Below are 25,950 nucleotides of genomic sequence, written 5' to 3' on the forward strand. Positions count from 1 at the left end.
GTATGTATTATACAAACATTTAATACAAAAAATCTTGAAGTAACTAGTTTTTAGCATGCCAAAGGATATGCTTCAGCTTCATGGGTAATATTTAATTTAAAAAAATGAAAAAATCAATCTTATCAAGTTCAATTATTTACCTATTTGTATTACTTATTTCTAATACTGGGTTTGCTCAGCAATCAATCAAAGAATATGAAGTGCTAGGCAATTGCAATGCATGTAAAAAACGTATTGAAAAAGCGGTCAATGCAATTGACGGAGTAGCCAGTGCCAATTGGAACAAGGATACCAAAATCATTCAATTGACCTATGACTCTGGCAAAACTTCGTTGGAGGATATATCTAAAGCCATCAATGGTGTTGGGCACGATACCAAATTCGGTAAGGCCAGTGATAGTACCTATGATGCATTACCAGGCTGCTGCCAATATGATAGGGCGGGAACTGAAAACATGGAAGTTTCCACGGCAAACACGGCAGCATCTTTCAATTTTAATGTTTCTGGCAACTGTGGGATGTGTAAAAAAAGAATCGAAAAAGCAGCAAAAACAGTTCCAGGGGTTACAAATGCCACATGGGATAAAGAAACTAAAATTATTAATGTTGAAGTTTCTAATGCTTCATCAACCACAAAGCAGATGGTTTCTAAAGCTATTGCCGAGGTTGGCCACGATACCGAGCTTGATAAAGCTGAAACCGCTGTATATGATGGTTTACCTGGTTGCTGTAAATATGACAGAGAGGTAACAAAAAACTTGGAAGCTTCCACGGCAAAAACCGTCGCATCTTTCAATTTTAAAGTTTACGGAAAATGTGGGATGTGCAAAAAGAGAATCGAGAAGGCAGCAAAAGCGGTTCCCGGCGTTACAAATGCTATATGGGACAAGGAAAGTAAGGTTGTCGCTATCGAGGTTTCCGATGCTTCCACTACAAAAGATAATGTTTCCAAGGCAATAGCGGCCGTAGGACACGATACCGAGTTTAACAAAGCAGAAACGGCTGATTATGATAGCCTACCGGGGTGTTGCAAATATGATAGAATACAATAAATAGGTAGGTCTTTGTTGTAATTGTTTGGTTTTGATGATAATTTTTAGTTCAATTAATAGCCTTATATAAACGGGATAGTATTGCGAACAAAATTATCATCAAAACTATATTAGCATACCCTAATGTAAATTGGAATTAATGCAATGAATGTTTTTAATAATTAAAAAATTAAATCACCCAAAAATGCGTAAAGATTTATTTATTCAAGTATTTTTCAGAAAAGGTATATTTTTTTGTTTGCTCTGTGTCACTGCCCTTTTTCAAGTGCAGTGTTCTAGTAGCGGAAAATTTTTGGAATCATCTAATAAAGAAAATGAGACATCGGTAAAACAAAATACCTTTGATGATAGCTGGCTGGAAACCGTTAACGGCAACATGCCCTTGGTTATAAGTGTTCCTCATGGAGGCACAATTTCTCCAGAATTAATTAAAGACAGGGATTGTGGTACTAATGAGATGGACAGCAATACAGCCCAACTCGCAGCTGAAATTGAAAATGCATTCAACGCTTCTGGAAAGAAACCGTTTCTAATTATTGCCAAATTGGGAAGGAACAAGATAGATTTTAATCGAGATTTGAAAGTAGCTACATGTGGAAACCCCCAAATGGAATATACGTGGAATCAATACCACAAATATATTGAAGAGGCCATCGATGCAGCCATAAAAAAATTTGGATATGCCATGTATATAGACCTGCATGGGCAAAGTCATCCAGTAAAACGATTGGAACTGGGTTATTTTTTAAGCTCAACAGCACTTAAACAAGTACAAGAAGGCACAGAGACGAATTTAGAACTTGGCGATAAAACATCTCTTAAAAATTTATTAGTAAACAACAATCAACTAACTCTTAAGGAATTGTTGATGGGCGAAAATGCTTTTGGTACCCTAATGGAGAAATCTGGTTTTCCAGCAGTTCCAAGTCTTGGTAATCCTTATCCAAAACAAGGCGAACCCTATTTTAACGGAGGGTATAATACCAGAACATATACCGCTTCCAATTATCCAAAGGTTTTTGGTATGCAGATAGAGACCAATTTTAAAGGCGTTCGGGACAGTGAGGAAAACCGCAAAAAATTTTCCAAAGCATTTGCCCAATCAGTGACCAGTTATCTTGACTTTATAGAATCTAAATGGAAATATTAGGCCATTAAAACTAATTATTTATGGAATAAAATAATCTATGGCGAACTATTAAGGTCTCATCGCACATGAATCCCAAGCGATATGGTGGTTCAATCAAATTAGAATCAATAATTAATTTAAAGGCTGTCCTTGTTAATCGAATACAATTTAATAAATGCACATGCCATCCATTATGAGTTTGGAAAAAACATCTGCTAAAGTTATTTGAGTTAGTACTGGATATTCCATTAATAAAGGGCAGCTTTAAAAATAGACTTATGAAACTGAAACAAACAACACTAGAACAATATTTCCAAGAATTTAGGGAGAATATTATTGGTGTTGATACGGAAATAGAGACCCCCTTCGGGAAAAAACCTTTGGTTTATGCCGATTGGATAGCGAGTGGCCGTTTATATGGCCCCATTGAAGATATCATGCGCGAAAGGATAGGGCCTATGGTCGGGAATACGCATTCCGAGACCAGTTATACGGGCAAGTTGATGACCGGGCTCTATGAAACTGCCAAAAATGAAATCAAAAAGCACGTAAACGCCTCGGAAGAGGATGCCATTATTACGACCGATACCGGCATGACCGGCGTGCTCTGTAAATTCCAGCGCATTCTTGGACTAAAGATTCCGGAAAAACTGGAAAAAGCCTTTACAATTCCCGAAAATGAACGCCCTATAGTTTTTCTGACCCACATGGAGCATCACTCCAACCAGACCACTTGGTTGGAAACCATTGCCGATGTCGTGGTCCTGCAACCTTCAGACGGCTTGTTCGTAGATGCAAAAATTCTTGGTGCCCAACTGGAAAAGTACAAGGAACGAAAACTCAAAATAGGCTCCTTTACAGCCTGTTCCAACGTAACGGGCGTAGGCACAAATTACTACGAACTCGCCGAAATCATGCACGCCCATGGCGGATACTGTTTTGTCGATTTTGCAGCTTCCGCGCCTTATGCCGAAATTGATATGCACCCAAAAGAAGCGGCCAGAAGATTGGATGCCATCTTTTTTTCGCCCCATAAATTCTTGGGAGGACCCGGTAGTTCGGGGGTATTGGTGTTCAACAAGGCATTGTACAAAAACCGGATACCCGACAACCCCGGTGGTGGTACCGTTACGTGGACCGACCCTTGGGGCGGACACAGTTTTTTTGAAAGCGTAGAGGCACGTGAAGATGGCGGCACGCCCGGGTTTTTACAGACTATGAGAACGGCATTGGCGATACGGTTAAAGGAAAAAATGAACGTGGAAAAAATCCGTCAGCGTGAGAACGAGCTTGTCCGCCGTTGTTATGAGGAACTTCCCAAAATAAAAGGACTACAGGTCTTGGCAAAAGAAGTGCGCTACCGTCTTGGTGTTTTTTCATTTTATATAGAACATCTGCACTATAACCTAGTGGTAAAACTTTTGAACGACCACTATGGCATACAGGTACGTGGAGGCTGTTCCTGTGCGGGCACCTATGGGCATTTGTTATTGGAAGTTTCCAAAGAACGCTCACGGAATATAACCAGCCAAATAGACCTTGGAAACCTAGCCGAAAAACCGGGTTGGGTACGCTTGTCACTGCATCCTACGATGACCGATACCGAGCTTGACTACATTTTGGAAGCCATCAAAAAGGTAGCGCAAGACGGCAAAGAAATGGCGAAAGAATATTCCTATAACACCCATACCAATGCGTTCTACCACGTATCCGAAAAACCAATAAAAGAAGAATTGACCGAATGGTTCAATATTTAAATAGGCTGTATTAATTTGTCTAAAAAAAATCTATATGCACATATTAAAAAAAATAAAATTTATCTTTAGTTGTTGTGTCCTTATCAATCTTTCCCTGTCTTACGGGCAGGAAACCTTTCCTAAAAATGACATTTCCGACCAAAGGACCCAAGCCATGGCATTGACCCACGCCACCATAGTGGTCAACCCCAAAACAATCTTGGTGGATGCCACATTAATTGTAAGGGATGGTATCATTGAATCTGTTGTTCCACAAACACAAGTTCCTAAGGGCTACCGAGAAATTGATCTTCAAGGCAACTATATATATCCTTCCTTTATTGATATGTTCAGCCACTATGGCCAACCCAAAGTGGTCATACCGCCAAGAGGAAGTCCATACGTCAAAAGGGAGCAGGTGCAATCCGACACCAAAGGGGCCTACAATGCAAACGAGGCCATCAAATCGGATTACCAAAGTGCGGAACATTTTCAGGTGGATAAAAAAGCAGCCGAAAAATTAAGGGCACAGGGCTTTGGGACCGTGGCCACCATTCGGCCTGACGGTATTGCAAGAGGCACGGCATCTTTAGTGGTTCTTGGTGATGGCAACGAAAATAATATGGTCATAAAACCTAAGGCGGCTGCCCATTATTCTTTTGATAAAGGAAGTTCCTCACAGGATTATCCCGTATCGCCCATGGGTGCCATTGCCCTATTGCGACAGACTTTTTATGATGCCCAATGGTATGCCGCACAACAGCAAAAACCTTTTACCGATTTAACATTGGAATCACTAGCTAAAAACAAGGGCTTACCCCAGATAATGGAAGCTGATGGCTGGCTAACGACTTTAAGGGCAAATAAAATAAGTGAGGAGTTCCAACTAAATTTCATTATCAAAGGTGGCGGGGACGAATACCAACGTATCGAGGAGATAAAACAAATGAATGCCTCATTGATAATCCCCTTGAATTTCCCATCGGCTTTTGATGTTTCGGACCCGTACCTAACTCCAAAGATTTCACTTACGGATTTAAAACACTGGGAGTTGGCGCCCTCAAATCCAGCTCGATTAGAGGAAAAAGGGATAACTTTTGCACTTACATCTTACCCCATGGACAGTAGTATAAAGTCCAATTTCTTGGAAAACCTAAGAAAATCGGTTTCCTATGGGCTAAGTAAGGAAAAAGCACTTTCAGCATTGACAACGGTTCCGGCAAGCCTATTGGATATGAATGAAAGCCTGGGCACTTTGGAAAAGGGCAAACTCGCAAACTTCATCATTGCGGATGGCGAACTTTTTGACAAAAACACCGTACTGCTCGAAAACTATATAAAAGGAGAACGTTTTATAATCAATGCGAGCCCAGATTCAAAAATGACCGGGGAATACAGCTTGACCGCAGGAAACCTGACCGCCGTTTTTAAATTGGAAACAAAAAATTCAAAATACGCCGCTCAATTGGCACTGCCCGATGGAACAGAAAGTAAAGCCACTTTTATTATGGACGGTGATTTACCGCTATTGGAATTTGAAGTCGATAATAAAAAATACAACCTCGTCGGTTGGGCAGATACCAAAGGCGAGCACATGGTATTGAAGGGCGACGGCACCGTTAATTTTGAGGAAAAAATAACATGGAAAGCGACCAAGAATACTGCTGAAAAGGATATTGAGATTGATAAAAAGGACTCGGCTGAATTGAAAGCCGAAGGAGCGGTTATCTTTCCCTTTATGGCTTTTGGTACATCCGAAAAAATAGAACCTGAAACTATATTGATAACAAATGCAACGGTTTGGACCAATGAAAAAGAGGGCATTCTTGAAAATACGGATGTTTTGCTTTCCGATGGAAAAATCGCCGAAATTGGTAAAACCCTAACATCCAAAGCCACTAGGACCATCGATGGCACGGGAAAACATTTGACACCGGGCATCATTGATGAACATTCGCATATTGCCATAAGCGCGGTCAACGAAATTGCCGCCAACTCCGGTATGGTGCGTATGCAGGATGTATTGGATTCCGAAGATGCCGGTATTTACAGGGCTTTGGCGGGAGGGGTTGTGGCAGCACATATTCTGCATGGTTCTTCAGACCCCATAGGCGGGCAATCAGCATTGATTAAATTTAAATGGGGCGAGAATCCCGAAGGCCTCAAAATAAAAAATGCTGCTCCTTTTATCAAATTTGCTTTGGGAGAAAACCCAAAAAGATCCAAAAGCGACCCATCCATTCGTTTCCCGCGGAGTTTAATGGGCCTTGAGCAGTTTTATTCCAACGCATTCACGGAAGCCCTGGACTATCGAAAAGAATGGAATCGCTATGACCAACTTGACAAAAAACAAAAAAGTAACGTTACAAAACCAAGAAAGGATTTGTTAAAAGAAGCTATGTTGGAGGTTGTGGAAGGCAAACGCTTTATTTCCGCCCATTCCTATCAACAGAAGGAAATGCTGATGTTGATGGATGTTGCAGACAGATATGGTTTTACCATTAATACCTTTACCCATGTCTTGGAAGGCTACCGTATAGCTGATAAAATGCGGGAACATGGGGTTGGGGGAAGTACATTTTCAGACAAGTGGAACTTTAAATGGGAAACCCGTAACGCCATTCCTTACAACGCTACCATAATGAACAATGCAGGTGTTTTAACCGCCATCAACTCCGATAGCCAAGAAACCATAAGGCATCTTAACCATGAAGCCGCAAAATCTGTAAAATACGGAAATACAAGTACCGAGGATGCGCTGAAAATGATAACCTTAAACCCTGCAAAGCTTTTACACTTGGACGATACCATGGGAAGTATAAAAAAAGGGAAATCGGCCGATGTGGTGCTATGGTCCGGGCCACCGCTATCTGTTTACTCCAAACCCGAAAAAACCATCATTGAAGGGGCTATCTATTTTGATATGGAACAGGATAAAATGCTTAGGGAGAAAAACGAGCAGGAACGATCTCGAATCATTCAATTGATGAGCACTAAAGAAGCAAAGGCAAAAGCAACTTCAAAAGTTTCAAATGTAAAGCCAGAGTTTGATTGTGAATATCTGGAAATGGGCAACTAAAAATAAAATAAACAGACAAAAAATGAAACACTATAAATTAATAATTATCTTCTGTTTGGTTCTGATTTTAAATAGTATGTATCCCGTTTTCGCTCAGCAGCTAATACCCAAACCAGCAGCACCACAATCATCCCCTATTTTACTTGTTGGCGGCACCGTGCATACGGGAACCGGAGACGTTCTGGAAAACACCTCCGTAGGCTTCAAAGACGGGAAAATTACCTATGTGGGAAGTTTAGAAAAATTGGGGGCGCAAAAAGCGGATTATCAAATTATGGATATAAGCGGGCAACATATGTATCCGGGATTCATCCTATTGAATTCTTTGATAGGCATAGAGGAAATCAGTGGTGTTCCCGAATCTAATGATAAACTGGAAGAAGGGGATATAAATCCTAGTTTAAAATCGGTTTATGCTTTTGACAGTGGGTCTGAACATATACCCACCTTACGATTTAATGGGATTTTGTTTGTTGAATCCATACGATCGGGAGGGTTGATTTCCGGTACTTCGGCACTTATGGAACTGGACGGATGGAGTTGGCAGGAAGCAGTCTATAAAGAGGAAGCTTCCATACACATGTATTGGCCGGCTTCAACCTCAAGTTCTTATGACAGTGCCACCAAAACGAGAAGCCTTAAAAAAAGCACTTCTTACGATTCCAAAATAGATGAGCTTAAGCAATTGTTTTCGGCAGCAAATTCCTATAAAGAAATTAAGGACAAAAAAACGAACTTAAAACTTGAATCCCTGCAAGGTCTTTTTGATGGAAAAAAATCTTTGACCATACATGCCAACGAACCTAAAGAAATTATTGAAAGCATTACGTTTGCCAAGTCATATAATATAAAGCAAATTATATTGGCAGCCTCCTACCCTGCGCTTTTGGTAAAGGAGTTTTTAAAGGAAAGCAATATACCTGTTATCTTACCGCCCACATACGATTATCCAGATAATGACGGCATGAACTATGATGCTTATTATTCATTGCCCGCAGAACTTTCCAAAGCAGGTATTACTGTTGCCATAAGCCATTCCGGTATGCTCTCAACCTCTAGAAATTTACCTTTTTATGCTGGTACAGCCGCTACTTTTGGCATGAAAAAAGAAGAGGCCCTAAAACTGATAACCTTAAATCCAGCAAAAATTCTGGGTGTGGACGATAGGCTGGGTGCCATTGCTATTGGCAAGGATGCCAGTTTGTTCGTCTCCAAGGGCGATGCCTTGGATGTACAAACAAATGACCTAACCCATGCATTTATCCGTGGAAAAAGCTTGACCCTTGACGGATCCCATCAAGAAAATTTCAAACGCTATTCTAAAAAGTTTGGATTGAAAAACTAAAGGCATAACGTATGAATATTGAAAAAGTGCTTGTAGATTTTAGCAACTGGATATGGAATCTACCTTTATTAATATTACTCGTGGGAGGCGGAATTTACTTTCTGATATACTCTAGGTTATTGCCCTTTAAGCACTTTCTGCATGCCATAGCGGTCATTCGCGGTAAATACGATGATAAGTCCAATGTGGGTGAGATCAGTGCTTTCAGGGCTTTGTCAACGGCATTGTCCTCTACCCTGGGAATGGGAAACATTTCAGGAGTTGCCATAGCTATTGGTATGGGCGGGCCAGGAGCTCTTTTTTGGATGTGGGTAAGCGCATTGATTGGAATGGCTACCAAATATTACACCTGCTCCCTGGCCATAATGTATCGGGGAAAGGACGATTCCGGGGTGGTTCAGGGAGGCCCCATGTACGTCATCATGGAGGGGCTTGGAAAAAACTGGAAACCCCTTGCGGTATTCTTCTCGATAGCCGGTCTTTTTGGGTCCTTGCCCATTTTTACGGCAAATCAACTCACACAGGTGTTAAATGACGTACTGCTGCCGGGTTTGGGCTATGAGGCATCCACAAAGTCATCATTGCTTATTGGAATCGTTATTAGTGTGATGGTCTCCATAGTTATTTTCGGGGGCATACAGCGTATCGCCAATTATGCAAGTAAGCTCGTACCGTTCATGGTAGTACTCTATTTTTTATCGGTATCCTATATTCTTGTAATAAACCAATCCAATATTATTCCTGCTTTTGAACAGGTGTTCTTGGATGCCATGACCGGAGATGCGGTATTGGGAGGTAGTCTGGGCGCTTTAATCATTGTTGGGATAAGAAGGGCCGCATTTTCCAATGAGGCTGGCATAGGCACCGCACCCATGGCGCATGGGGCTTCCAAAAACCTGGAACCGGTTAAAGAAGGTCTGGTAGCCATGCTAGGACCTTTTATCGATACCATTGTAGTATGCACCTTAACGGCCATGGCCATTTTAGTGACCAACAGCTGGCAAAACCCAAACATGGGAGGTGTAACCGTTACCTTAAACGCCTTTATAAAAACAATGCCCGACTATGGTGCCGTACTATTAGTGTTCATAGTATTTATTTTTGCCCTTACCTCGTTGTTTACATACTCTTACTATGGCACCAAATGTATATCGTTTCTTCTGGGAACACGTTATAAAAAAATCTATAATTACATCTATGTTGCCAGTATTAGCTTGGGTGCAATTTCTACCATGTCCGGTATTGTTGGACTCATTGATATTAGTTTTGCGTTAATGTCCATTCCTACAATGCTTTCCGCAATTATTCTGTCTCCAAAAGTCAATAAAGCCACCCGTGCTTATTTTAACAAATTACACTTAAAATCAAACATAATCTAAATGCTATTATGAAAAATTTTATCGTTCTTTTCCTCATACTCGGCTTTTCACTAGTTACCGTACAAGCCCAAAAATTTCAAGGTCAGGGCCCTGTTGAAATAGTTCCAACGGCTTCTAAACCCATACAGAAACAATGGAAGGGCAACTACTCCTTTGATGATGAAAACTTGACTTTTTCAAATGACTTTCAAGGTGCTAGGCTTAACGGAATTATTCACAATGGGAATGATATATATACCGCTTTGATTACTTCGGAAAACACACCCATAAACTCAAGCCCATGGTATGCCTTTAAAGTGTGGTCAAAAGAAAAAAAACAAATCAACTTAATTTTAACCTATCAAGAATCCGTTAAGCACAGGTATTATCCTAAGTTGAGTCATGATGGTATTCATTGGATGCCACTGGACTCGATCAATTACACGGAATACGACAAAGGCACTAAGGATTTTGATCCAGATTCCCGACCCTTAAAAGTTAAAATAAAGCTGGAGGTTGGCCCGGATACGCTGTGGGTTGCCGGCCAAGAGCTGCATACTTCCAAACATGTAAACAATTGGATCAATACGCAGGTACAGCAATCTTATATTGCTCAAAAAAGCATTGGTAAAAGTGTTGAAGGCAGGGATTTAAAGTTGCTTACCATTGGTAAGGAAACCGGCAAAAATATGCTGATAGTTATTTCAAGACAACATCCACCAGAAGTTACTGGTTACCTTGCCATGAAATCGTTTGTTGAAACCATTGGTTCCGATAGTAAATTGGCTAAAAGGTTCAGACGTAAATTCACGACCTATGTAGTGCCTTTGATGAATCCCGACGGAGTAGATAATGGGCATTGGCGCCATAATGCCGGTGGCATTGATTTGAATAGGGATTGGGCGAACTTCAATCAGCCAGAAACACAGGCTGTTAGAACATTTATGGAGAATAAAATAAAGGAAACCAATGGAAAATTTTATTTTGGTATCGATTTTCATTCCACTTGGGATGATATTTATTATACGGTAGATGAGAAACTGGAGGGCAATATGCCAAACCTGGCACCTGATTGGTTAAAAAAAATTAAAGAAACCATTGATCAGTATGATCCCAATATAAGCCCAAGCGATAAGATGGAACCAACAATTATCTCTAGGAATTATTTTTTTGTAAACTATGGTGCCGAAGCCTTGGTTTTTGAGATTGGTGATAATACACCAAGGGATTTTTTAATTAAAAAAGGCGAAATAAGTGCTAACATTCTAATGGAAATGATGTTGGACAGACTGGACTGACACATTAATTAATTGACCCTTAAAAACTACACGATCAATTTTTGTAACTGGGCATATAAAACTCCTACCAATCGGTTATCTGGAGTTACAAAACCAGCAAATGGAAACATTTCGTAGACAAAACCTTCTGGAAAATTATCAGGTTCCAAAGCGACCTATTTAGTCAATCCTTAAAAACTTTATAATCATTTGATATGTAGTGTTTTATTTAAAAGTTACCCGATCCACAATAAACCCATTGCTTTTCGCCATTGTATTTAAATCAAAACTGCACAAAATCTTTAATTATATTACAGGGATTCTAAAATTTTCTGTTTTTTCTTTTTCGCATTTTATTGGCTTCCTTATTATTTTTAAATTTTTCCTTTTTAGGATCCCATTCCAAAGTTTCACCTAACTGGTAAGCTATATTTGCCACGTTACACACACTCGCCGTTCTATGTCCAATTTCAGCATCAGCAATGGTTTGTGATCTTTCTTTAATGGCAGTTAACCAATTTTGATAGTGATTGCCTTCCGAGGGTTTTTCATTTGTAAATGCGGGAATTTCCAATTTGCTGGTTTCAGCATCTATTTCTAAATAACTTCGACTCACATCCAAAGTCCCCTTATCTCCAATAAAACGAACGCCCCAACCTCTTCCAAAATCTTCATGAACCATTTCAATACCGTTTTCATAGAACATGGTTAATCCCCGTTTTGCATTTGGATCTGTAGGTGGTACATATTTTATGGGGCCTGTATGGTCCATTCCCAATACCCACTGAACAATGTCAAACATATGAGCCCCCCAATCTGCAAGTATGCCACCACCTGTTTCTTTAAAATCTCTCCAATCTGGATAAAAACTTACTTCACTTGGTGCTATTCTGTTATTGTACGTTAATAATGGTGCAGGACCACACCATCTATTCCAGTCAACACCATTTGGTAATTCCTCAATAGGTAAATCGTAGCTTCTTGCAGGATCTCCTACGTTTACCAATACTTTTTTTACTTCACCAATTCTTCCTGAATTAACAATTTGGTTCGCTTTTTCAAACCGTTCCCAAGAACGCTGCATACTCCCCGTTTGAAAAATACTCTTGGTTTTTTTTACCGTATCAACAATGGCCCTTCCTTCTGCAATAGTGTTTGTTAACGGTTTTTCGCAATAAATATCCTTACCCGCTTTCATGGCATCTATAGATTGTATGGCATGCCAATGATCGGGTGTGGCAACAATAACGGCATCTACATCTTTTCTGCCTAAAAGCTCTTGATAATCTAAATAGGCATCAACCCCTTTATAGTTGCTAACATTTCTGATTTTTGCATACATGCTTTCGAGATTATTTTTAAAAAAATCCCTTTTGGAATTCCAAACATCACTTCCAGCAACTATTTGCGCTTGCGTATTGGAAAGAAATTTGTTTGACAAGATATTGCCCTGTTTACCTAAACCTATGACCCCTAAATTTATTTTATCGCTAGGTGCTGTAAATCCTTGTCCCATAACATGCCTTGGAATGATGCTTATGGCCCCAAATGCAAGAGACGTATTGATAATGAATTTTCTACGGGAAACTAAAACTGCATGATCGTTTTTTGTTTCAAGGGATTTGCCACTTTCTTTTTTCATAAAAATAGTATTTAATTGTTACCGATCCATAAGAGAGGATATTTTACAGGCATGTTTCTAATTATTTCCTGGGTAGTAAAATTGGGGCTTAAGGATTTCCATAATTCCAAATACGCTTCATTGTTCAATGCCAACCCTCCAAACAAGAGCGCTGGTTGTCTTACTGGCCAATCTTCCCAATACATGACATCCTTTTGGTATGGCCAATCATTTTTGTTTTTTAAATAGGGTGCCAAAAAGTTCAATCCTAAAGCCAAACTTTTTCCATCATCCGTTTGATACACAAATAAATTTTCATCATCCGTGGAAAGTATTTGGCAAAGTGTTGCCATAGCATCCAAATTAAATATGGAATAGCCGTATGGTTTAGTCCTTTTAAGTTCCAATGGAAAGGAGCCATTCGCTGCCATTTGGTCGGGCAATAGGGTGTTTTTATAAAATTCCTTACAAAAATCCAATAATTCTTGGTTGTTAACAAGCTTGGAAAAAACGGCGACTTGCATAGCCCAACATACGCTGTGGTTGTTGCCATTGTCGCGTTCTGTGATACCAAAAGGATGTGTAGTTAGCCATTGTAAATAATCTTCAAACCAGCTTTTAATTGAATTCACATCTGTTTGTGGAACTGAACTGGAATGCTCTATGGCCTTTACCGCTAAAGCGACTTCCATTAAATGAATGGTATCGATAATTCCAATGCCGCGTCCAGTAACTAGTCCCGTAATGGCCTGACCAAATAACAAATTAGGATTCATTTTGGTTTGCTCGTTTATAAACCAAGCTTTTAAATGCGGAAGTAATTGTTTTACGTATTTTTCATCATCAGTAATTAAATAAGCAGCAGCCAAAGCACCCGATATCTGACTTAATCTAATCATTGCCAATCGATGCGCAACAAAGTTATCTGGATTGCTTAAACCATCTTTTCTAATATAAGCACTATCTGGATGTTTGGGGTTTGGCCACCAATAATCACCTTCAGAATAAAAATCGTGTATAGTCCCTTTACTGCGTTTTGCAACACTATCAGTAACCGTAATTGGTTTTAAATCGGAATAATTTTCAGCCAAATTTAGTATGCGCTCTTTTTCCCATTCTTCAACTACATCAAAATCTGATTTCGGTTTGGGCTGTTGACACCCCATGAAAACAAGTAAAATAACTACTGCAATATTATCGGGAAACTTCATAACAAATAAAATTTTTGGGAATCATTCTTTAAATTTAAGAAATACTTCTTTAGGAATTGATTTATCAAATTCATTAATTCTAATATTACGCCAAAAAATTTCACCAGTTTCTGCCTCAAAAGCAATAGGTCCTTCACTTGGCTCTAGGTTAGTTGCCATGTTAGCCAATTTTCCATTGAGTATTTGAATGGCGTACTCATTCCCCATCACAATAATTTCACATTCATTCCATTTGTCATTGAGTCCATTAAAAATTAAATCTTTAGCAGCAAAATGCTGTCCTTTTCTGATGGGTTGAGGCGTACCTCCTTCAGACGGGAGTTTAAATGTTTCACCATCTTCGGAATACCATTGCATTTTTACATTTGAAGCAATGAAATCCCCAGAATGGTTTTTGTCCTCAATATGATTATATCGAACTTGATACTGTAATCCAACGGGCCATATTTTGAGTTCCATGATGTGATAAAACACGCCGCCATCATATTGAAACTGATCATAGTTATTGAATTGTTTCTTGCCCCATTTATATTCAAATTTTAAATGGTATTTGCTGTAACTCTTTTTTGTAGCCATCACACCATGAAATGCATTTCTTCTACTTTCATCGTTACCTGCGCCTTCTGGCAAATCCCTGAAAAAGTGTAGGGCCCCATCATCATCAATGGTAAATACCTTTTTAGCCTCTTCTGGTGTACCACTTCTTAGTAACAAATCCCAATCATCAAAATTCTTTCCGTTAAAAAGGGGTTTAAACCCGCTTTCGGATTCATCTATAATAGCTAAATCACTGTTGTTTCCTTGGTTTTTGACCATTTCCAAAATAGGCGTTTTTAGAAATACTATTCCCATTACCAAGAGACTTAAAGTTATTGTTGTTTTCATTATATGCTTTGGTTTTAATTTAATTAATTCTATTCCCTAAAGTTCAACTCTTTTCTTTTTACTAAAGACCCCTTTATGGTACCCATTTTCCATTCTTTAGCCATATCTATATCTTTAGCCACCTCATCGGTTAAATACCCTTGAATATCAACAATACCTGCGCGTCCCCATTTTACCGGTTGTACATTTTGTTTCGTATATATCACCCCATATTTTTTCCAATGATCTAGCGCTTTTTCTAAATGGACAATGGCTGTATCTTGTTCTGCTTTATTTCCCGTGGCATCATACAATGCGATGTTGGTTGCTCCCCGAATTTTTTCAGCATAATAATTCCCTAAATGGGCAAACGCTTCATAATCACCCAATGTTAAACGAAGTTCTTTACTTTCAGAAGGTGTTTTTCTTAATTCGGCTACCAAATCCAACGTGTTTTTAGCATAAGTTTCTAAGGAATTTGCTACTTCAAAAGGTGTTTTCCCTTTAATGTCTTCACCATTTATTTTAAGGTCTCTCCAAACTTTAATATTAATATCTTCACTACCTGGCATGGTCGTTTGCATAATAAAATCATGGATATTATAAAACCGATCTACTTTTTTGGATGCCTCAGGAAACCAACGAACATCAATATCTCCCCAAAAAAAGCGAGTGATTTCTGGAAATATTTTAGATGCTTGTTGTGATGCCTTAAATAATTTGTCCGCTGGTACTTCTGGAAATCTTTCAGCCAATACATTCTGAAAATGTTCATTGGAAAGTGTGGGGTCAAAACTTAAGCGTCCCCAAAGCATGTACAAATACCATTGCTTTTTCATGACCAATTGTCTGGGACTTTCAGGTTCCGTACTCAAAAATTCACGTCCGAGCGCATATCCGTCAGAACCCATGTAATATCCTGCCATTTTTTCTTCCGAAGGTAAATTTTTAACAAATTCACGTGCAAAATCAGGATCACCCCAACGGAAACTATACACATCATCATTACGCAACTCCAGCCACATTTTTAAATTGGGCGCCAGATATTTTAATGCTGGCTCAATAAATACCGATTTAGTATCGGAATACATGTGTGCATACAGGTATTTGAAACTAAAATTAAAGTCGCCCGGATAATCTTTCCATTCATCCAATATTTCTTTTTGACTGGACAAATGAAAGCGATGAATGAGTTGCAGATTTATATTCGGATTTATTTTTTTAGCATCCCTAATGCCTTCGCCATACGTTTTCCATAACCATTTCTCATTGGAATACTCACCTTCCAAATTCTCCATGTTTTCTCCAGCAGTGATTCCAATGCCCTCAAGCAACGGATAGGTTAAAGCCAATTCGCGCACACTGGCTCTCATATAAGCAATGGTGCTATCGTTATCTTGTTTATCGTCAATACCATATTTTCCAAATGTTCCATGCGTAAAAATGTTCCATGTAAACCACTGGAATGAAATCCCACGGTCGTGTCCATATTGCATCACATCTTTCCAAAACTTAATTTTCTCGTCTATACTTATGGTTTTTACAACCTCATAATTATCATCGGTTAGTACAATAGGTGTTTGGTTGCCTCGTCTCCCTTCCACAACTTTAGTTTCTCGATATACATCATTAAGTGCTACATCTGGAAATTCAGGTACTTTCACAATGGATGGAAATGGGTGCAGGTTCCATAAAGAAATGACATTATAGCGATCGCGTGCTAAATGATCAAGCATTTCTGTCCAAAAATCCATGCTCCACATTTCAGGTATGTTTTGTTGACTGGCATCATTATAAGAACTGTAAGTAGGCGTTCTCATATCCATGGAAATATTAAATTTTATGCCTCTTTTTTCTATATAAGGCACTTTATCATAATCCTTAATCTTATTTAATGTTTGAAGTTTTATGGCTTCGGTTATATCCATTACACTATACATAGCTCCATTAATATCGTTAGCCAAAACAGCTATGTCGGTGGTTTTATCTTGTCTATTGACTCTAATACTGTAGGATTGCGATTTTTTTTGCTTAGGAATATTTGTATTCAAAAGTTCAGAAATCTGGTCAATATCCGCTGTTTTATATACAACCACAATAGCATTCCCAGAAGATTTGCCATGGAAAGATGTAACGGATTCCCGTTTCACACTTATGCCTTTTGCAGAAAGTTCTTTTTCCAAATCGTCTACAGCAAATTGTAATTGAGGTATGGTATCGTCAAAATAAAGATGATAGGTTTCATTCTTATTTCCTTTTTCACAAGATGTTAGCCCCATCATTACAAATAAAATAAGAGCGGTGTAAAGTATATGTTTCATAATTTATTGAAAATACATATTCTAAGATTAAAACTATGGTACTCCATCTTATTAATGAAATTGAAATTTGTCGATGTTAAACAATAATTCACTTCCTCCAGAGAAAGACAAATACAATTCATGCACACCGGAAATTTTTTCAATGTCACAAACAATATTTTTCCAATTATTCCATCCTCCAGTATAAGTAACCTGACACGTACCAACTACGCGACCACTTAAACTATCTATTCTTATTTCTATTTTCCCTCCACTTGTTGCACTGGCAACCCTTGCCGTAAAAGAGGAAGCACCCTTACCAAAATCAATGGATTTAAAAGCGACATTGTCCCCGTTTTTTATTTGAGCCAACTGATCGTTATTGTTTGGGTTTATTAGATTGGTTTCATCAAATGAAAAGGTTTCAATACGCACATTTCCATTTAAATAACACGCACGTTCCGCTTCTATTTCAGAAAAAGCATGGAGCGGTTTTCCAGCACCCTGAGAAGTCATTTGTACTTCTGGGATACTGCCATCTTCCAAAAATTGAATAGGTTCCACACATGCTTTTCGCATCATTTTGCTACCATGTGTACTTCTATGGTAAAAAACATACCATTGGTTTTTAAATTCAACGAGAGAACCATGATTGTTGTGGTTATTTGGGTTACAACCATAATTATCTATAATGACCCCGCCGTATGTGTAAGGTCCCATCGGGGATTTACTAGTTGAATAACCAATGCAGGTTGGGTGACCATGGCGCCCATTATGTGCATAAATTAAATAATAGATGCCATTCCTCTTTATCATGGAATTGCCCTCATGGAATTGATGGGTTTTGCTGGTGATGATACCATCAATAATCGTGGTCGTATCAATTTCCGTCATATTGGGTTTGAGTTTAGCAATTTTTGCCGAAAACTGGCCCCAAGTATAATATCCTTGTCCGTCATCATCAATAAAAACACCGGGGTCAATTTGACTGTATCGTGAAGGAATATTCATTATTTTTGCATTTTCAAAAGGGCCTGTGGGCGACGTGCTTGTCGCCACGCCTTCATTATTGCTTTTCCCTGGCTGGCAGTAATACAAATAATACAAGCCATCTTTATAGATGCAATCGGGCGCGTATAATACACTGTTGTTATAAGAGATTTTGTCTTTTGGCCCAAAAGAGTTAAAGGCATCGGGGACATATTCCCAATTTACAAGATCGGGAGTGGATAACACCCAATGGTCGTGTGAGCAATATGAATTCGGATTTTCATCCCGTGAGCCATACACATACAGTTTACCATCGTTCCAAACCCTTGCCGTTGGATCGGCGATATTTAATCCAGATGGACAAATGGGGTTTTGTGATATAGCAGATATTGTTGACAATAACAAAATGGATAGAACAACTCGATTCATATAATTTATAATTAATATCGTTGTGCATTTAAGCTATTTATAGCTTAAAAATGTTCTTACTTCTTGAAGCAATTAAATAATTGGTTTAACTAGAAACCAGAATATTCAAACCAATCGAAAAGCGCGGAATTGCTACTTTCCTTTCCCTTTGAAGTGGCGTACATCCCAATAAAAGTTCCCGTGAATCTTCCAATCCCTAAAGCGTTGCTCAACAATCTTCCGTCTTGGTCTTTTGCTAGAATTTTCCAGTTTTTTCCATCCTCAGAAAAGCTAAAAGTAAAAAGTTGCTCTAAAGCTTCCATTTTTAGATAAAGTGCTTTACTGCTTACTTGTGTTTCGGCAATAATTAGTTCAATTTTATCATTAACAACCTCTTTTCGGATTAATTGAAGATATTCAGCACCGTTTTTCAAGGTTTTCACCAATTGAAATTGATTACTGACATCTCTAGTAATGACCATACCTGCCGTTTCATTTTCAACTTTTGGTATAAATTCCATTTTAGTAATGGCCGTAAAGTTTTTGTGTGCTTGTCGCTGCCCAATAAAAGAAGGATTCACATTCTTATCAATAATTTCTGGACGCAGATTTATTTTAAGTTTTCCGGAAGGTGCATCCAAATGCCACCACACCTCTTTTGGTGTTTGCATAAAATTCCAATCGAGCCCTAATTTTTTAGTGTCAAAATTATCACGTATGTCTTTTTCCTCCCATGGGTGGTTGGGTAAATTTGGTCTGCGGTGGATAGGCATTATCCTACCAACAGGTCCCAGCGGGTTTACCACTGGCCATTCTCCTGACCAATCCACGGGAACCAAACACGTTTCTCTTCCTAAATTTGTAAAATCTCCACCATAAGGTCTGGTACCCAATAATACCATCCACCATTCTCCGTTTTGTGTTTCAACCATATCGGCATGCCCTGTATGGTGAATGTAACTATTATGGGAAAAGTCTCTATTGGTAGCAATGGGATTTTTGTTATCCAACACATAAGGACCAAATATACTGTCGCTGTTCCAGATGGATACAGCATGTTCCCAAAAGGTACCGCCGTGCGAAATCAATAAATAATATTTGCCATCTTTTTTATAAACGTGGGGCCCTTCAAAAAAGTCCAATAGCAGATTTTCTTTACCTGACAACACAAGGCCCTTATAATAATTCCCCGGATCTACAACAATAACTTTATTACCTACAAGTTTCCAAGTATTAATATCTATTTCCTGCATCCAGATATTTCTTTGTTTTTCAAAAACAGGATTTGCGGCGGTATCATTTCCTGTATAATATACTTTGCCATCATCATCAAAAAACAGCGAGGGATCAATTCTTGGAGCCCCTTCAATATAATGCGCTTCAGACCAAGGGCCCGCAGGGTTTGTTGCCGTAATAACAAAGTTACGATCCTCATGCCGTCTGCCCGTATTGGTATTAATAATATAAAAAACACCTTTGTTGTAGCGTATCGTTGCCGCATACAAATTAATTTTATCGCCTTCACTTTCGTTTAGGTTTAACTGGGAAGGTCTATCAATGCCATATCCTATTAATTTCCAATGTACCAAATCGCGACTATGGTAAATAGGAAGCCCGGGATAAAACCCAAATGTTGAGGTTACCAAATAATAATCTTCGCCAACCCTACAAATACTGGGGTCTGGGTTCATGCCTGTAATTATAGGATTGGAATAGTAATACTCTTGCCCTTTCTTACTCAATTCAATTTGTGAATGACAGGTTAGTATGGGAAGAATAAACAATGGAATTATAAAATAGCAACTTTTCATTTTTATAGAATTTAATCAGTTTATATACCTTATTTTGAAATCTTAAAATCAAAAATTTCTATAGGTGATGGTTCTCCTAATTTTTCAGGATTGTATTGAATGACCATGGAAATGATGCCTTTATCTAACTGCTCAGTATCCCAGTTGGTTGACCCATTTGCAAACTCAACAGGAAATGAAATGGTATTCCAATCTGTAAAATTAGAAGACCTATTGGAGACAGATATTCCCGATCCACTAAAAACAAACATCCTATCGCCCTGAATTTCGATTTTTCCTTGGTGACTTAAATTGGTTTCTTTAGTCGTCCAAACCCCTTTAGAATCTCGAATGTGTATATAATTTATCTTCTTTGTTGTTCCAGGTTTATATTGGTTTAGGAAGGTTATAAAATTATTGGTTTTTAAATCCATAATGGATGTTAATCCCGTATGTACAGGGTTCAAATTCATAGGGATTTCTACAGGAAGGTCCTTCATATTATCAATCCCCATCACTAAATTATTTTTTACATCCGCAATAACCTCTCCCCAATTATTTTTCCACGTAAAACCTCCGTCCGAACTTTGTGCGTAGTATAGTCCATGCTCTGCAAAATTGCCTTTTTTCCCTTCTTCATCCGCAAATGCTCTTTCCCTAAAAACCCATGAAACGTGTAAATTTCCATCAGCATCATCTGCAAATTTACTTGTATAAGGACCCCGAGATTCATTTTTACCCAAGTAAGCACCTTCTTGAGTAGAAATTCTACCAATAAAATGCCATGTATGATCTGCACTGTTATAATTTGCCAAATTCATTTCTCCGCCTAAAGCCCCACCTGTTCTCCAATAAATAATTAAACCTCCTGTTGCATTTAATTGATAAAATGTAGGATAGGTTACCATTCCCGTATCATCTTTCATTCCCAGATTTGGAAGCAGTTTAAAAATCGAGTTGTCCCAAACTACAGAATCCGGATTGCTTGCTACATTTTGATTGGAATGTGCATAATTGAAATGAGGTGTATTATGATGATCGAAAGAAAGATGTATCACGCCATCGCCCTTAGAAATATCCAAAGCAATTTTATTATGTCGGTCTTCTGATTTTATTTTATAGCCTTGAAGGATGGATTTTTCCCATTTGGAATGGGGTTCTGTTTTTTTTCTGGCAATGACGATATCCCCATTACCTTCATAATACGCAATGTATTGATAGTTAAGAAAAGATGTAATCTTAGCTTCCATGGGCCCGTTAAATCTGGGTGATCCATTTTGGGCACGATCACTTCCATCGGAACAATATGCGGTTTTTGTTAATTCGTAGCGCGATAAAAGTTCGGCTTTATCAAGTAACTGCAAGTCTTTTTGAGCCAGCAAGAAGTTACTGTAAACAATTATAAGAATCAAGACTATATATTTAGTTTTCATTTTAATTTTTTTTATTTATTTATTCAAAAAATCCTTTCCCCATTTAGCTCGAAGTTCGGTTGCTAAGTATTTTACTTTGTCTTGGTAAGCTGGTTTCTCTGCTAAATTATCAAGTTCCAAAGGGTCGTTCGTATGATCGAACAACATTCTAGCATACGGTTCGCCCAAATCGTTCGTCCATTCGGTGTAAAACAGATTGCCTTTTATTAAGGTTACCGCATCTTTAAACTTTGATACCGCATAATCCTTATCCAAACTTTTCCCTTTAAATAGTGGCAAAAGACTCACGCCTTCCAAATGCTTTGGTTTTTCTACACCCGTTAAATCGCAAAGTGTGGGATACACATCTACGTACTCAACAATATTGTTATTCTTTTCACCTTTGGTTACGTTTGGCACTTTTATAACTAAAGGCGTTCTTAATGAAGATTCGAATGTGACGTGCTTACACCAAAGTTTATGGTTTCCTAAATTCCAACCATGGTCTCCCCACAAAACAACTATGGTGTTTTCTGCCAATCCTAAACGATCCAGCTCTTGTAAAACGCGTCCGATTTGAGCATCCACATAACTTACACAGGCATAATAACCATGTATTAATTTTATAGCAAGCTCGTCATTTAAGGGGTCTTTGCCTTGAGGAATGCCATAATAATTACGCAGTTCTCCAAAATTATGATACGCTTCGGAAGGTGTTGATTCTGGTTGCACATAATTTTCAGGAAGTTTTATGTTTTTCTCATCATACATGTCCCAATATTTGGCTGGCGCATTAAATGGCAAATGGGGTTTCATAAACCCAAGTGCCAAAAAAAACGGTTCGCCTGCTTTTTTAAGTTTGCGCAAATCGTTGATGCCTTTGTTCGCTATTTTACCATCTGAGTAAACAGAATCAGCAACCACTGCCGATTCATAAGCAGGTCCTCTATTGTCATCACTGCTCAAATTTCTGCTTTCTTTTAGTGCATAGCTACTACCTTTAGTATTTGGATGCCAAATCTCGTTCCAAGCATTTTTATCATCATCCCCATGATGATAGACTTTACCATTAGAAATGGTTGTATAGCCGTTGTTTTTAAAAGTCAATGGAAGCGATGTGATATTAGGTACTTGGTCATCTTTTTTAGTGTAAGCATCAATAAAGCGGTTGCGGGTTGGCCGCAACCCTGTAAGAAGGCTAACTCTAGATGCCCCACATACTGGAATGTTACAATACGAACGTTCAAAAACCATACTTTGCGAAGCCAGATTATCGAGATTGGGCGATTTAATATGAGTCGCTCCGTAAAAATTGAGTTCTGGTTTTAAATCATCTACGACGATAAATAGAATATTGGGTTTTAATTGGGTTTTCTTTGATACCGTTTCCAACTGTGCTGTTTCCTCTTTTTTTACTTTGCTGATATGACAAGCTGTAAAAAGGGTCAAACTAAAAAGGAACAGGCTATAGGACTTGATTTTTTTCATATATCGAATTTCTTAAAACTTTGAATTAATAGTATATTTTCCTGCTGAAACTTCTATAACCACTTCATCATCTTTTTGTTCCACTATTTTAATGTTTTTATCATTGTTGATTTTCACACCGTTCAATGTTACATCATTAATATCTTTATAAAGTACACTTAACAAGGCTGTTGTGTTGGAAGGGATAGTTATTTCTAATGAAAACTCTCCCTTGATGTATTTCCATGAAGAAGAAACCTTTCCGTAAGGTGTATCCAATGCACCTGAAGCAGTTGTGAGTGGTTCATGCGGACGTGGAGCAATCCGTATTTTTTTATACCCAGCTTCTAAAGGAGCGATTCCTGCGATACGCTCATACATCCATTGCCCAATAGCACCATAAGCGTAATGGTTTAGACTATTCATTTTTTCCTTACTGAAACCTTCGGTTTTACTGTAACTATTCCAGCGTTCCCATACGGTAGTAGCACCTTGATTTATAGAATAAAACCATGAGGGATACGTTTCATTAAAAAGTAGCTGATACATTAGATCAATTCTACCAATATCATCTAAAACTTTAGATAATAATGGTGTTCCTAAAAAACCGGTTCTTAAATGATTATCGGCTTCTTCAATTTTTTCCAATAAATGCGGAATGGCTTTTTGTTTTTTCTCATTTGACAATAAATCAAATCCTAAAGCCAACAGATACCCTGTTTGCGTGCCTTGATTATCTTTAATTTCGCCGTTATCATTGAAGAATTCATTTTCAAAAGCATGGGCAACATTTTGATATAATGTTTCAAATTCCGATGCTTCTTTTTGCTTGTTCAACACCTTTGCCGCTTGTGCTGTAAGTTTAGAAACGTGTGCAAAATAAGCTGTTCCTATTAACTCTTTAGATGTATCTCCTTTAGTACCGCCTTTAACGGGATATGGTTGCAACCAATCTGCAAAAGAATTCATACGGGAAATAAAATCATTTGAAGTGTCTTTGTGGTACTGAACCCATCTTTTCATCATCTCAAAATTTTCCTCCAATATACTTTCATCGCCTGTTCTAAAATATATTTCCCAAGGTATTACCACAGCTGCATCTCCCCAACCAGAACTTACATTGTTGTTTTTAAGTACATCTGGCACCACAAATGGAATACCTCCGTTTTCATATTGGGAGTCTCGCATACTTTCTAACCAACTTGCCCAAAATGCGTGCACATCTGCATTATAGATAGATGTTGGCGCAAAAACCTGTGCATCCCCGGTCCAGCCCAAACGTTCATCGCGCTGCGGACAATCGGTGGGAATATCAAAGAAGTTACCACGCAACCCCCATACAATGTTACTTTGGAGTTGGTTGAGTTTTTCTTGGGAAGATGTGAAACTACCTTTTTGCTCAAAATCGGAATATTGAACCAATCCAGTAATCCAATCTTTTGTTGGCTTCTGTGACTGGTCATAACCACTTAATTCTACATAACGAAACCCGTGAAACGTAAACTTTGGAGACCATTGAATAGTTTCATCGGCTTTGGCAATATAATAATCGGTCGATTTTGCAGAACGATAATTTTGGGTGTAGAAACTGCCATCTGGCGATAACATTTCAGAAAATCTTATTTTAAGCGTATCTCCCTTTTTTACTGGTACTTTTACCAAAGGAACACCCACCATATTTTGGCCTAAGTCGAAAATAACCGAAGCATCAGCTTGCCCAATAATCGTTTTTGGTTGTAATGTTAATTTCTGTTTAACAGGGTGATGCCTTTTTGGTTCTAACCTAACGTCTGTATCTATGTTTTCAACCAACACCTGTTGCCATGCGGAATCGTCATAATTGGGTTTGTTCCACTTTGGGATTTCATAATTGGCATTATAAATTTCACCATCATAAATTTCGGAGAAACGTATAGGCCCATTATTGGTAGCTTTCCAACTGTCATCAGAGATGATCACTTTTTTTGAGCCGTCCTTTAATGTGATTTCCAATTGGCTTAAAATCTTTGGAGATGAAGATGTTTTCCAATATTCTTTGCTCCATCCCAGTCTGCCAGCATACCAACCTGGTGCCAATTCAAATGCGAGCGTATTTTTTCCGGAATTCACAAAATGGGTCACATCATAAGTAATGGTTTCAATGCGTTTTTGATAGGGTGTCCAACCAGGAGGCATCACATCGTTGCTCACATCCTCCCCATTTATCCATGCATCAAACACGCCTTTAGCCGTAACATACAAACGTGCAGAGGCTATGTTTTCAGGTATTTCAAAATCTTTTCTTAAATACTGTGGCTTGTGGATAATACTGCCACGGTCGGAAGTATCCGCATCTTTTGCTGTTGGTAAACCTATCCATCTTGCTTGCCAATCGGAATTTTTTAAAAGTCCTAATTCAAAATGGTTAACAGCACTCCATGAAGAAGGCTTACCTTCTTGATTCCAATACTTAACCTGCCAATATACTTTTTGACTGGAAACCAGTTCCTTACCATTATATTTCACAAAAATTGACTGACTGCTTTGTTGTTTTTCAGAATCCCATAAATCAGCCTTATCTGGTAAAAGGTCAGGACTGCTTGCTGCCACAATATGATAGGCAGATTGGGTTTTACTATTTGAAGACACTGGAAGTTTCCATGAAAATGTAGGATCTGCATCATAAAAACCAATGGGGTTTGTAAAACCTTCAGAGACCGTTAGTAATTCCGCAGGTGAAAATCCTTTTTCATTACAAGAGACTAATAATATTAGAAAAGCAAAGAAGATGATTGAATTCTTAAAGTGTGTTTTCATAATTTAAATTAAAGATAAATGTTCCTTATATACAGAAAATATAAGTACATGACAAAAATTGAAAAATAAATGTTATATAACTAATTGTCAGCAGTTTAATAATCTCATGTGTTCC

At 38.4% G+C, this 25,950-nt stretch carries 16 protein-coding genes; 7 read left to right on the plus strand and 9 right to left on the minus strand.

The window, feature by feature from the left end; genetic code table 11:
* The first annotated feature begins 104 nt into the window (after positions 1-104).
* The 7 genes from ACU1LP_RS05210 to ACU1LP_RS05240 all read left to right on the plus strand — a co-directional run bounded on the left by ACU1LP_RS05210 (position 105) and on the right by ACU1LP_RS05240 (position 10,997).
* Complete coding sequence (locus tag ACU1LP_RS05210; RefSeq protein ID WP_445735750.1) at positions 105-1,052, plus strand: heavy-metal-associated domain-containing protein; 948 nt, start codon at positions 105-107, stop codon at positions 1,050-1,052.
* A 292-nt stretch (positions 1,053-1,344) separates the two neighbouring features.
* The gene (locus tag ACU1LP_RS05215) at positions 1,345-2,202 is read left to right on the plus strand and encodes a hypothetical protein (protein WP_445735751.1); all 858 of its coding nucleotides are present in this window, start codon (positions 1,345-1,347) and stop codon (positions 2,200-2,202) included.
* Between the two features lie 257 nt (positions 2,203-2,459).
* Complete coding sequence (locus ACU1LP_RS05220) at positions 2,460-3,938, plus strand: aminotransferase class V-fold PLP-dependent enzyme (RefSeq protein ID WP_445735752.1); 1,479 nt, start codon at positions 2,460-2,462, stop codon at positions 3,936-3,938.
* A gap of 34 nt (positions 3,939-3,972) precedes the next feature.
* The gene (locus tag ACU1LP_RS05225) at positions 3,973-6,996 is read left to right on the plus strand and encodes an amidohydrolase family protein (RefSeq protein ID WP_445731738.1); all 3,024 of its coding nucleotides are present in this window, start codon (positions 3,973-3,975) and stop codon (positions 6,994-6,996) included.
* Between the two features lie 22 nt (positions 6,997-7,018).
* Entirely contained in the window at positions 7,019-8,341 is a 1,323-nt protein-coding gene (locus tag ACU1LP_RS05230) for an amidohydrolase family protein (protein WP_445735753.1), read from the plus strand.
* An 11-nt stretch (positions 8,342-8,352) separates the two neighbouring features.
* The gene (locus tag ACU1LP_RS05235) at positions 8,353-9,720 is read left to right on the plus strand and encodes an alanine/glycine:cation symporter family protein (RefSeq protein ID WP_445734662.1); all 1,368 of its coding nucleotides are present in this window, start codon (positions 8,353-8,355) and stop codon (positions 9,718-9,720) included.
* Between the two features lie 8 nt (positions 9,721-9,728).
* The gene (locus tag ACU1LP_RS05240) at positions 9,729-10,997 is read left to right on the plus strand and encodes a M14 family metallopeptidase (protein ID WP_445735754.1); all 1,269 of its coding nucleotides are present in this window, start codon (positions 9,729-9,731) and stop codon (positions 10,995-10,997) included.
* Positions 10,998-11,298: 301 nt separating this feature from the next.
* On the opposite strand, the gene ACU1LP_RS05245 is transcribed toward ACU1LP_RS05240, so the two are convergent.
* The 9 genes from ACU1LP_RS05245 to ACU1LP_RS05285 all read right to left on the minus strand — a co-directional run bounded on the left by ACU1LP_RS05245 (position 11,299) and on the right by ACU1LP_RS05285 (position 25,835).
* A complete protein-coding gene (locus ACU1LP_RS05245; protein WP_445735755.1) occupies positions 11,299-12,618 on the minus strand; it encodes a Gfo/Idh/MocA family protein in 1,320 nt (439 codons plus the stop codon).
* 11 nt (positions 12,619-12,629) lie between these two features.
* The gene (locus ACU1LP_RS05250) at positions 12,630-13,808 is read right to left on the minus strand and encodes an alginate lyase family protein (protein WP_445735756.1); all 1,179 of its coding nucleotides are present in this window, start codon (positions 13,806-13,808) and stop codon (positions 12,630-12,632) included.
* Between the two features lie 21 nt (positions 13,809-13,829).
* Entirely contained in the window at positions 13,830-14,693 is an 864-nt protein-coding gene (locus tag ACU1LP_RS05255) for a 3-keto-disaccharide hydrolase (protein WP_445735757.1), read from the minus strand.
* A gap of 29 nt (positions 14,694-14,722) precedes the next feature.
* Positions 14,723-16,993, minus strand: a complete 2,271-nt coding sequence (locus ACU1LP_RS05260; protein WP_445735758.1) for a hypothetical protein — start codon at positions 16,991-16,993, stop codon at positions 14,723-14,725.
* A 51-nt stretch (positions 16,994-17,044) separates the two neighbouring features.
* Positions 17,045-18,391: a family 43 glycosylhydrolase gene (locus ACU1LP_RS05265; protein WP_445735759.1), complete on the minus strand. Its 1,347-nt coding sequence runs from the start codon at positions 18,389-18,391 to the stop codon at positions 17,045-17,047.
* A gap of 89 nt (positions 18,392-18,480) precedes the next feature.
* Positions 18,481-20,181: a glycoside hydrolase family 43 protein gene (locus tag ACU1LP_RS05270; RefSeq protein ID WP_445735760.1), complete on the minus strand. Its 1,701-nt coding sequence runs from the start codon at positions 20,179-20,181 to the stop codon at positions 18,481-18,483.
* Between the two features lie 29 nt (positions 20,182-20,210).
* Positions 20,211-21,593 (minus strand): BNR-4 repeat-containing protein, encoded by a 1,383-nt coding sequence (locus ACU1LP_RS05275; protein ID WP_445733958.1) that lies wholly within the window; start codon positions 21,591-21,593, stop codon positions 20,211-20,213.
* Between the two features lie 15 nt (positions 21,594-21,608).
* Entirely contained in the window at positions 21,609-23,060 is a 1,452-nt protein-coding gene (locus ACU1LP_RS05280) for a sulfatase (RefSeq protein ID WP_445733957.1), read from the minus strand.
* A gap of 12 nt (positions 23,061-23,072) precedes the next feature.
* The gene (locus ACU1LP_RS05285; RefSeq protein WP_445733956.1) at positions 23,073-25,835 is read right to left on the minus strand and encodes a family 78 glycoside hydrolase catalytic domain; all 2,763 of its coding nucleotides are present in this window, start codon (positions 25,833-25,835) and stop codon (positions 23,073-23,075) included.
* Positions 25,836-25,950: the final 115 nt, after the last annotated feature.

This window comes from Mariniflexile sp. (assembly GCF_052728615.1).